The following is a 9,404-nucleotide window of genomic DNA, read 5'->3' as shown; positions in this document are numbered from 1 at the left end:
CGCCCGTCCTGACCACGCCCGACCTGCCCCCGCCCGGGCACGAAGGCACCCAGATCGCCCGACTCGGCCCCAGTGTGCTTTTCGAAACACTTTTGGACGCCATGCCCAATATTGAACTCGGCGGTAACGTACGGAGGCTAAGGTCTAGTTTCATCAACGGCATCAAAGGAGCGGCCGGCGCGTGCGCCCGTCGTCCCTCGGCTGACGGGAGAGGTGCGTGGGCAGGTGCTGGCGTGGGTGAGACGGGTGAGCCGGGGGGACCGCTGCGGGTGGCCCTGCTCTCGTACCGGAGCAAGCCGCACTGCGGGGGTCAGGGCGTCTACCTCCGGCATCTGAGCCGGGAGCTCGCCGACCTCGGGCACGCGGTGGAGGTGCTGTCCGGGCAGCCGTATCCGGAGCTGGACCGCGACGAGATCGTCCTCACCAAGCTCCCGAGCCTTGACCTGTACAACGACGACGACCCGTTCCGCACCCCGTCGCTCCGCGAGTTCCACGACTGGGTGGACGTCCTTGAGTTCGCGCACATGAGGACGGGCGGCTTCCCCGAGCCGCTGACCTTCAGCCTGCGGGCGCTGCGGCTGCTGCGGCGGCGGCGCGGCGACTTCGACGTCGTCCACGACAACCAGGTCCTCGGCCTCGGCAACCTCGGCATCGCCCGGCTCGGGCTGCCGCTGGTGACGAGCATCCACCATCCGATCAGCGTCGACCGCCGCATCGAGCTGGAGGCGGCGCGCGGGATCAAGCAGAAGCTCGGCAAGCGCCGCTGGTACGGGTTCGTCGCGATGCAGTCGCAGGTGTCACGGCGGATCGGGCCGGTGCTGACGGTGTCGGAGTCGTCCAAGGTCGACATCGTCAAGGACTTCCGGGTCGACCCGCGCGACATCGAGATCCTGCCGCTCGGCGTCGACACCCGGATCTTCCACCCGCGCGGCCCGCGCACGCCCGGCCGGATCGTCGCCATGGCCAGCGCGGACGCGCCGATCAAGGGCGTGGACGTGCTGCTGCGCGCGGTCGCCAAGCTCGCCACCGAGCGGGACGTGCACGTCATCGTCGTGAGCCGGCCGCAGAAGGACGGCCCGACCGACAAGCTCGTGCGGGAGCTGGCGCTCGGCGAGCGGGTCCGGTTCGTCCACGGCATCGGCGACGGGGAGCTGGGCGAGCTGATGGCGTCCGCGGAGATCGCGGTCGTCCCGTCCCGGTACGAGGGGTTCTCGCTGCCCGCCGTGGAGCACATGGCGTCCGGGACGCCGCTCGTCGCGAGCCGCGCCGGGGCGCTGCCCGAGGTCGTCGGCGACGCGGCCGTGCTGGTCGCGCCCGGGGACGTGGAGGAGCTCGCCGCGACGCTGCGCCGGCTGCACGACTCGGCCGCCGAGCGCGAACGCGCCGGCGCCGCCGGGTTCGCCCGCGTCCAGGAGCGCTTCGCCTGGCCGGCCGTGGCGAAGGCCACGGTCGAGCACTACCGGACCGCCATCGCCCAGCAGCGCTACCGGCGGCTCGCGCGCAGGACCAAGTGAGGCACGGGGCCACCTGAGGGAATGCTTTCCCGCGTCCCCCGCACGGAAGGAGCACGACCCTGCTGACCGTGGATTTCCACCGGTTCCGCGTCACCCCCGGCGACCGCGTCCTCGACATGGGATGCGGCGCCGGACGGCACGCCTTCGAGCTGTACCGCAGGGGTGCGCACGTCGTGGCCTTCGACCAGGACGCGGGCGAGCTCTCCGGCGTCGAGAAGATGTTCGCGGCGATGCGCGCCGAGGGCGAGGTCCCGGAGGACGCGACCGCCGAGACCGTGCAGGGCGACGCGCTCGACCTGCCCTTCCCGGACGACCACTTCGACGCGATCGTCGCGTCGGAGGTGCTGGAGCACATCCCGGACGACATGCGGGCCATGCGCGAGCTGATGCGCGTCCTCAAGCCGGGCGGGAAGCTGGCGGTGACGGTGCCGAGCTGGCTGCCGGAGCGGGTGTGCTGGGCGCTCTCGGAGGACTACCACACCGCGCCCGGCGGGCACGTGCGGATCTACACGCGCGCCGAGCTTGAGGCCAAGCTGAAGTCGATCGGGTTCCGGGTCGGCGGCCACCACCACGCGCACGGCCTGCACGCCCCGTACTGGTGGATCAAGTGCGCGGTCGGGGTGGACAACGACGGCCACCCGCTCGCGAAGGCCTACCACCAGGTCCTGGTGTGGGACATCATGAAGCGGCCCGCCGCCACCCGCCTCGCCGAGCGCGTGCTGAACCCGCTGATCGGCAAGAGCGTCGTCGTCTACTTCGCCAAGCCCACGGGGGCGGGCGCCGCGCCCGCGGCGCCGGTCGAGGAGACGGCGGATGCGGGCTGAGACCGGCTTGCCCGCGCTGCCGGGGGTCGTGTCGCCGGACGACGTCGTCGCGACGGCCCGGAGCATCACGGCGCAGCAGGAGGAGTCCGGCGCGATCCCCTGGTTCGCCCCGATGGGGGGCGTTCCCGGGCACGTGGACGCCTGGAACCACGTCGAGGCGGCGATGGCGCTGACCGTCGCCGGGTTCGGGGAGGAGGCCCGCCGGGCGTACGAGTGGCTGCGCGGCGTCCAGCGCCCGGACGGGTCGTGGCCCGCGAAGTGGGTGCTCGGCGAGGTCACCGAGCCGGGCGGCGAGTCCAACCACGCCGCCTACGTCGCGGTCGGCGTCTGGCACGAGCTGCTGATGTCCGGCGACGAGGAGTTCGCGCTGCGGATGTGGCCGGCGGTGCGGCGCGCGATCGACTTCACGCTCGGGCTGCAGACCCGGCGCGGCGAGATCATCTGGATGCGGGACGAGCGCGGTCGCCCGTCCGACCACGCGCTGCTGACCGGCTGCTCGTCGATCTACCAGTCGCTGCGCTGCGCGGTCGCGCTCGCCGAGCACCTCGGCGAGCCGCAGCCGGAGTGGGAGCTCGCCGCCGACCAGCTCGGCCATGTGGTGGCCGCGCATCCGGAGGCGTTCGCCGACAAGAGCCGCTGGTCGATGGACTGGTACTACCCGGTGCTCGGCGGCCCCGTCCGAGGCGAGGCGGCGGCGCGGCGGTTCGCGGACCGCTGGGACGCGTTCGTCGTACCCGGCCTCGGCTGCCGCTGCGTGTCCGACCAGCCGTGGGTGACGGCGGCGGAGAGCTGCGAGCTGGTGATGGCGCTGGACGCGTCCGGAGACCGCGACCGGGCCCTGGCGCTGTTCACCACCATCCAGCATCTGCGGCACGAGGACGGCTCGTACTGGACGGGCTGGCAGTTCGAGAACCGGCGGCACTTCCCCGGCGACCGCTCCACCTACACGGCGGCGGCGGTGATCCTCGCGGCGGACGCGCTGGCGGACGCCTCGCCCGGCGCCCGGCTCTTCAAGGAGATCGCGGGACGGCCGCTCGGGCCGTGCGCGGCGTCCGACCCGATCGCGTGCGGCTGCGCGCTCGTCACCGTCAGCCGGATGTGACCGGGCCAGCCTTGTCGGGGGCGGGCGTGCGGGGGTCGGTGTCGTTGACCCGCTCCAGGACGCGGAGCGAGCCGGCGGCGCGACGTTCCTCGAACGCGCCGCTCGCCAGTGCCCGGAGGTAGATGTGGTACGGCGGCTGCCCACCGTCCCTGGGGTCGGGGAACACGTCGTGTATCGCGAGGGCCCCGCCGACCGCGACGTGCGGTGCCCAGCCCTCGTAGTCGGCCTGCGCGTGCTCTTCCGCATGGCCGCCGTCGATGAACAGCAGGGCGAGCGGCGTCCGCCAGAAGGCCGAGACGGTGCGGGACTGGCCGACGACGGCGACGACCTCGTCCTCCAGGCCGGCGGCGGCGATCGTCTTGCGGAACGTGGGCAGCGTGTCCATCCGTCCCGTGCGCGGGTCGACGAGGGACGGGTCGTGGTGCTCCCAGCCCGCCTGGTTCTCCTCCGAGCCGTGGTGGTGGTCGACGGTGACCACGATCGTCCCGGCCGTCCTGGCGGCGGCCCCCAGGTAGACGGCGGACTTGCCGCAGTAGGTGCCCACCTCCAGGAGCGGCGCGGCACCGGCCAGGTGCGCCCCGTACCGCAGTGCCGTCTCGTACAGGGCGAGGCCCTCGTCGTCGGGCATGAAGCCCTTGGCATGGCGCGCCGCGCGCAGCAGCTCCACGGGCATCGCGGGGCCGGCGGACGCCTCGGTGTCGGTCATCGATCTCCCTCCGTCCGGGCACCATATACGACATCCTTTTGCGCGAGAGGGCAGCCTTGCCCAGCAATACTGGAACGTGTTCTACTTTCGTGGTTGGCGGGCGAGGACGGGGAAACGGAGAAGGCGATGAGAGTACGAGTCGACCCGCTGGTGTGCGAGGCGAACGCCGTGTGCGTCGGCCTCGCGCCCGAGGTCTTCGACCTCGACGACGAGGACGTCCTGCGGATCCTGGCGCCGGACGTCCCGCCGGAGGAGCAGGACCGCGTCCGGCACGCGGTGCGGTCGTGTCCGAAAGCCGCGCTGACGCTGGACGAGTAGAACCGGTCACCTCCCGTTCACCTGGTATCCCGTTTTCGGACCGCCCGGAAGCGGGCTGATGGCCTGTCCGTGGACAAGGCGAGCGTTTTCGCCCGATTGCGGCGGGCACCGACGGGACGCCAGCCCCCCACGGGAGGAGACCGTCCACATGGCGACCCGATACCGGCCGCACATCAGCCTGGTCGGCCTCATTTACCTCATCATCGGCCTGTTCATCGCATGGGACCGCGGCTACATCGACGGCAGCCTGATCCGCCGTGTCGGCAGCGCACTGCTGGCCGTGTTCCTCTGGTTCCTGATTCTGCTGGGCGTCGACCTGCACATCCGCGCCTAGCCGGCCTCGGCTTCGAGGCCTCGCGAGCAGGACACGGGCCGTCCGTTCATCCCCGCCCACGGGACGGCCCGTGTCCATCGCGACAGCCCCTCATCGCGCCACGGCCATAGACCGCAAAGTGGGGCAGAGGTTACTTTCCGCTCATGACGAAAAAAGACTGTAGTTGCGGACATGGCGGCGGCTGCTCGTGCCCGAAGGGATGCTCCTGCGGCTGCAACGGCTGAGAACGCCGCCTATTTCGGGACGGGCGCATGCCAGAAAAGCGGGCTCTCCGTACGCGCGCCGGACATGCTGCCGATGGCCAGGACCGCGGAGCCGGTGGTGGCCAGCGCGGTGAGCCGCTGATCGCCGGGTCCCGACAGGCCCGGAACCTGGAGACGGCTCCATGAGACGCCGTCCGCAGACGTGAGGACGGCGCCGTCCCCCTTCGACGTGCTCGCCGCCACGACGAACCCGTTCGGCGTCGCCGTGACGGCGGTGGCGGTGACGTCCGTGCCGAGGGCCTGCGGGGCCCAGGTCGCCCCGCCGTCCACGGAGACCAGGGGCGCGGCGCCGGCGCCGATCGCCACCAGGACCTTGCCGTTGGCGGCCACCTCGGTGAGCGGGCCGGTGGCGAGGCCGGACGGGAGCTTGGCGGCCGTCCACTTCATGCCGTCCGGGGACGTCCACACGGCGGGCGCCCTGTCCCTGCCTCCGACCGCCACGTACTTGTCCGCCGTCGCCGTGATCCCGGTGGCGGAACCGTCCAGGACGGTGCGCCGCCATCCCCGGAGATCGGCCGAGCGCCATGCCGCGCCCGCCCCGACCGCGACGTAGCCGGACGGGCCGGAGGTGACCGCGACGGGCGGCGGGCCGCCGGGGAACGGCGACTTCCGCCATGTCGTCCCGTCCTGCGAGGTCAGCGCGAGGGGGCCGGGAGTCGCGCCGGAGGTGCGCCCCACGGCGAGCCAGCCCTTGGCTCCGTGGACGGCGTCCGAGAGCCATCCGCCGGTGCCCGGGAACCGAGCCCGCGTCCAGGCGCGTCCGTCGGGAGCGCTCCAGATCGCGGCGCCACCGTTGGTGCTGCCCACGGCGACGGAACGTCCGGGCCCCGCGGCGAGCGACCTGATCGACCGTTCCGGACGGACGGCGCCCGGCACGCTCCACAGATCCACGCCGGACAGGTAGGCGTCGTTGCCCTGCCGCCCCGAGACCACGAGCGTGGAGACGGCGACGGTCAGGGCGCTGCTCTCCACCGGCGCCGGGACGCTGCCGCCCGACCTCCAGGTGCGGCCGTCATCGCTCCGCAGCACGTTGCGCGCGCCCTTCGCGCCCCGCACCAGGACGGCCAGGCCGCCGTTCCCGCCGAACCGCTCGATGCCGTGGCCGTTGAACCGGCTCGCCGCCTGCCATCTCACGCCGTCGGCCGACGTGAACAGGACGCCGAAGCGCTGGATCCGGCGCTTCTTCTTCCGATCGTTCCGGCCCGTCGCCTGCCTTCCCTCGCGGACGGTCGCGAACCAGCCCGGGCCGGCCGTCAGGCCCTTCGTCGGACCGTACGAGCCCAGGGCGTGCGGGACGGCGGCCACCGTCCAGGTGGGTCCGCCGTCCGCGGACCGCCAGAGGCCGTCGCCGCGCACGGTGCGGGTGACCTTCTTCCCGCCCTTCCTCGCGGTGACCTTCCTGGCGTACGTGCCGTGCGCGACCAGGACGTTCCCGCGCGAGGCCACGCGGTCAAGGCTCCTGACCCCTTTGGGGCCGTCGATACGCCGCCACGTCCGGCGGTCGGCGGACGTCCACACGGCGGCGCGGCCGGCGGACGCGCCCACCGCGACGAACCCGGTATCGATGCGGGTCAGGGCGTTCACCGTGTCGGACGGCGTGAACGGCGCGCCGAGCGGAAGCCGTGTCCAGGTGCCGGCGGTGGCGCTCGTCCACGCCACCGGGCCGCCGCCGGACGCCTGTCCGAGCGCCAGCCAGGCGCCCGCCGTCCCGGTGACGTGGCGCGGGCTGTCGCCGTTCGGGAGCGCCGAGCCGTCCGCCGTGCCCACGTCGGCGACCGACCAGGTGCGCCCCCGGTCGGCGGAGACGAGGAACCGGGCCCGCTCCCGGCCGGGGACGCCGTCGCCCTCGGTGCCCGCGGCGACGACCGTCCCGCCGGTGGAGGCGACGGCGGTGAGCTCCTGGACGAGCCCGTCGGTCGCGGCGGCGGGATCGGGGGCGAACAGCGCGTCCGCCGCCACCGGCCCCGGGACACCGGCCGCCCGCACGGGCTCCTCGCCCCGGGCCGCGCCGACGATCACACCGCCGGCGACCGCGACGAGCCCCACCGCGACCGCGAGCCGGGACCGGAGCCGGGGCTCGGCCGCCGGCCTCGGAGGCCCCGCCACGAGCACATCATGAGGATCGGGCAACGTCCCGCTTGCGGGTTTACGAGGCGCGGGTCTACGAGCGGGAGGCTTTTGCGCCGCGGGCTTCGGAGCGGCGGGCGCCGGAGCGGCAGGCTTCGGAGCAGCGGACGGGCGGGGCGCGGGCTGGCGGGGCGCGGGCTTCGGAACGTCCGGCAAATCGGCGGGCGGTTCCGCGGGCGGCTGGGTGCGCTCGCGGGGCGGGGCGCCGTGGCCCCAGCGCAGCCCGGCGGCGCGCCATGCCTCGTACGCGCGCTGCCAGGGCGACAGCGCCGCGGGCATGTCCGCGAGATCACCGGCGACGCCGAACGTCAGCCGCCGCCGGACCTGGCGGGAGCCGGCGGGCTCCTCCTCGGCCGTCCGCCGGGCCTCGTCCTGCTCCGGGGTCCTCGCCGTCACACGCGCTCCTTCACGGTCCTGTCGGACCACCATCAAATCGCGCCACGCTGGTCCATGTACGGACATCCGCGTGAACGGCGGCCGATGAGGCCGCGGGAGCGTTCTATCACTTCACGCCCGGCGTATACGATCTTTTGCTTCGATCGCCCCCTTGTAGGCATAACCCCGGATATGGACGACCGGCGCGCCGGCGGGCGGGACCCCGTGGACCTCGGCGGAGACGCCCACGCCGTCCGCCTCCACGCGGATGCCCGGCGGGACGACGATCTCGACCGTGGACTTGTAGGCGAGCACCCGCAGCTCGGTGACCTGCGCGTCCAGTTCGGCGGCGCGCAGGTCCAGCAGACCGGTGCCCTTGTACACCGCGACCGTGGACCGTTCGGGCAGCCGCCAGCGTCCGGCCCGCTTGAGCGAACCCTTGTAGGCGACCTGGAGGCGTCCCGCCGGCGCCCGCTCGGAGCCCTCCCGGACGACCCGGGCGTCCTCGGACGGCAGGTCGGCGGCCACGGCCCAGAGCTGCCCGTGCGTGCGCGCCGCGAGCACGAGGCCGATGCGCTCGTCGAGCTCCGCCTCGCTCAGCCGTCCCACCGCGAAGGCCGTGTGCAGCCGGACGAGCATCTCGTCGCGGTCGCGGTCCGAGGCGCGGACGGCCTGGGTCTGCTGCTCGACGCTCATCGCATCTCTCCCCTCAAGACGAGATGTATCGTAACCCCTCGCCCCTCGGTTTTCGAGACATTGACCGCATCCCGACGCGCGCGATCTTGCCTGCGGCTCCGCCGGACGTCCGTCCGCTAGATTCGGAAGCGGCCAGCACCGAGGGGGGACGATCGATGGGCGGGACGCTCGGCCGCACGCATGGTCCGTACACGCTCTACGACCTGGACGCGCTTCCCGAGGACGGCCGCCGCTACGAGCTGGCCGACGGCTGGCTGAACGAGCTGCCCGGCGACCTGTGGCACGACCACGCCGCGGGCCAGCTCAAGGCGATCCTCAAGGAGGCGGCCCGCCAGGCGGACGCCGACGTCCACATCGCCGGGGCCCCGCAGGACGTGACCACCCCGGCCGGCGTCCGCAAGCCGGACGTCTTCGCCGTGACCCGCGACACCGCCCGCGCCGTCCTGGAGCGCCAGACCCGCACCTACTACGGGCCCGATCTCCTCCTGGTCGCCGAGGTCGTCACGCCCCGCACCGTGAACGAGCAGATCGACCGCGTCCGCAAGGTGGAGGAGTACGCCGCGACCGGCATCCCCCACTACTGGCTCGTCGACCTGGAGCCCCGTCCCGCCATCACCTTCCTGGAACTCGTGGACGGCCGGTACGAGCTGGCCTGCAAGGCCCGCTCCGGCGAGACGATCACCCTGGACCGCCCCTATCCCCTGGCCTTCGACCCGGCCCGCCTCTCCGAGATGGACTGACCGCCGCACGCCCGGCGTAGCCGGTGCGGAAGACTGAGGCCAAGGACGTCGACATCGTCATCGACACGATCGGCGGTGACTACGGGCCGCGCTCGCTGCGCACCCTGCGGCCGGGCGGCGTGCTGGTGTCGCTCGTGCTCAGCAGGCTCGACGCGATCGACGCCGGGGCGGCCGGGGTGCGCGCGGAGACGCTGCTGGTCGAGCCCGACTTCCACGCGATGACGTGGCTCGCCGCGCTCGCGGAGGCGGGGTCGCTGCGCGCCGAGATCGACTCGGTCTTCCCGCTGGAGGACGCCGCGCAGGCCCACGAGCGGGGCGAGACCGGCCGCGTCGCCGGCAAGATCGTCCTCACCGTCGGCTGACCGTCCTCCCGCCCCCACCCACCACCATTCAACGGACGAGCTC

Annotated in this window: 10 protein-coding genes; 7 read left to right on the top strand and 3 right to left on the bottom strand. The window is 73.3% G+C overall.

Annotated elements, in window-relative coordinates:
- Nucleotides 1–233 precede the first annotated feature (233 nt).
- Genes ETD83_RS35495 through ETD83_RS35485 form a run of 3 tightly spaced genes read left to right on the top strand, consistent with a single transcriptional unit; the run spans nt 234 to nt 3,440 of the window.
- Nucleotides 234–1,514 carry a glycosyltransferase family 4 protein gene (locus tag ETD83_RS35495; protein WP_230421397.1) on the top strand — a complete coding sequence of 427 codons (1,281 nt, stop codon included), beginning with the start codon at nt 234–236 and terminating at the stop codon, nt 1,512–1,514.
- Between the two features lie 59 nt (nt 1,515–1,573).
- On the top strand, nt 1,574–2,338 hold the full coding sequence (locus tag ETD83_RS35490) for a class I SAM-dependent methyltransferase (protein WP_171064622.1): 765 nt from the start codon (nt 1,574–1,576) through the stop codon (nt 2,336–2,338).
- Nucleotides 2,328–3,440 (top strand): glycoside hydrolase family 15 protein, encoded by a 1,113-nt coding sequence (locus ETD83_RS35485; protein WP_138649581.1) that lies wholly within the window; start codon nt 2,328–2,330, stop codon nt 3,438–3,440. The genes ETD83_RS35490 and ETD83_RS35485 overlap by 11 nt, the downstream gene beginning before the upstream one ends.
- On the opposite strand, the gene ETD83_RS35480 is transcribed toward ETD83_RS35485, so the two are convergent.
- A complete protein-coding gene (locus ETD83_RS35480; protein WP_138649580.1) occupies nt 3,427–4,146 on the bottom strand; it encodes a class I SAM-dependent methyltransferase in 720 nt (239 codons plus the stop codon). The two genes, ETD83_RS35485 and ETD83_RS35480, sit on opposite strands and share 14 nt — an antisense overlap.
- Nucleotides 4,147–4,272: 126 nt before the next feature.
- On the opposite strand from ETD83_RS35480, the gene ETD83_RS35475 reads away from it, so the two are divergent.
- Both ETD83_RS35475 and ETD83_RS35470 read left to right on the top strand, forming a co-directional pair.
- Nucleotides 4,273–4,464 (top strand): ferredoxin, encoded by a 192-nt coding sequence (locus tag ETD83_RS35475; protein ID WP_138649579.1) that lies wholly within the window; start codon nt 4,273–4,275, stop codon nt 4,462–4,464.
- Between the two features lie 148 nt (nt 4,465–4,612).
- Complete coding sequence (locus ETD83_RS35470; RefSeq protein ID WP_138649578.1) at nt 4,613–4,798, top strand: hypothetical protein; 186 nt, start codon at nt 4,613–4,615, stop codon at nt 4,796–4,798.
- Between the two features lie 233 nt (nt 4,799–5,031).
- On the opposite strand, the gene ETD83_RS43110 is transcribed toward ETD83_RS35470, so the two are convergent.
- On the bottom strand, nt 5,032–7,584 hold the full coding sequence (locus ETD83_RS43110; RefSeq protein WP_171064621.1) for a hypothetical protein: 2,553 nt from the start codon (nt 7,582–7,584) through the stop codon (nt 5,032–5,034).
- A gap of 111 nt (nt 7,585–7,695) precedes the next feature.
- Entirely contained in the window at nt 7,696–8,259 is a 564-nt protein-coding gene (locus tag ETD83_RS35460; protein WP_138649577.1) for a DUF1707 SHOCT-like domain-containing protein, read from the bottom strand.
- A 155-nt stretch (nt 8,260–8,414) separates the two neighbouring features.
- Here ETD83_RS35460 and ETD83_RS35455 point away from each other — a divergent pair, with 155 nt between their 5' ends.
- The gene (locus ETD83_RS35455) at nt 8,415–8,999 is read left to right on the top strand and encodes a Uma2 family endonuclease (RefSeq protein ID WP_138649576.1); all 585 of its coding nucleotides are present in this window, start codon (nt 8,415–8,417) and stop codon (nt 8,997–8,999) included.
- Between the two features lie 23 nt (nt 9,000–9,022).
- Nucleotides 9,023–9,361, top strand: a complete 339-nt coding sequence (locus ETD83_RS35450; RefSeq protein ID WP_138649575.1) for a zinc-binding dehydrogenase — start codon at nt 9,023–9,025, stop codon at nt 9,359–9,361.
- The last annotated feature ends 43 nt before the right edge of the window (nt 9,362–9,404 follow it).

Source organism: Actinomadura soli (genome assembly GCF_005889715.1).
Lineage (GTDB): Bacteria > Actinomycetota > Actinomycetes > Streptosporangiales > Streptosporangiaceae > Spirillospora > Spirillospora soli.
The sequence above is the reverse complement of the archived record's forward strand: the minus strand, read 5'-3'. Positions and strand labels throughout refer to the sequence as shown.

What these genes read in the sequence shown, in the direction of transcription:
- ETD83_RS35485 (WP_138649581.1), top strand. Translation starts at nt 2,328, where the DNA reads ATGCGGGCTGAGACCGGCTTGCCCGCGCTGCCGGGGGTCGTGTCGCCG.
- ETD83_RS35480 (WP_138649580.1), bottom strand. Translation starts at nt 4,146, where the DNA reads ATGACCGACACCGAGGCGTCCGCCGGCCCCGCGATGCCCGTGGAGCTG.
- ETD83_RS35475 (WP_138649579.1), top strand. Translation starts at nt 4,273, where the DNA reads ATGAGAGTACGAGTCGACCCGCTGGTGTGCGAGGCGAACGCCGTGTGC.
- ETD83_RS35470 (WP_138649578.1), top strand. Translation starts at nt 4,613, where the DNA reads ATGGCGACCCGATACCGGCCGCACATCAGCCTGGTCGGCCTCATTTAC.
- ETD83_RS35460 (WP_138649577.1), bottom strand. Translation starts at nt 8,259, where the DNA reads ATGAGCGTCGAGCAGCAGACCCAGGCCGTCCGCGCCTCGGACCGCGAC.
- ETD83_RS35455 (WP_138649576.1), top strand. Translation starts at nt 8,415, where the DNA reads ATGGGCGGGACGCTCGGCCGCACGCATGGTCCGTACACGCTCTACGAC.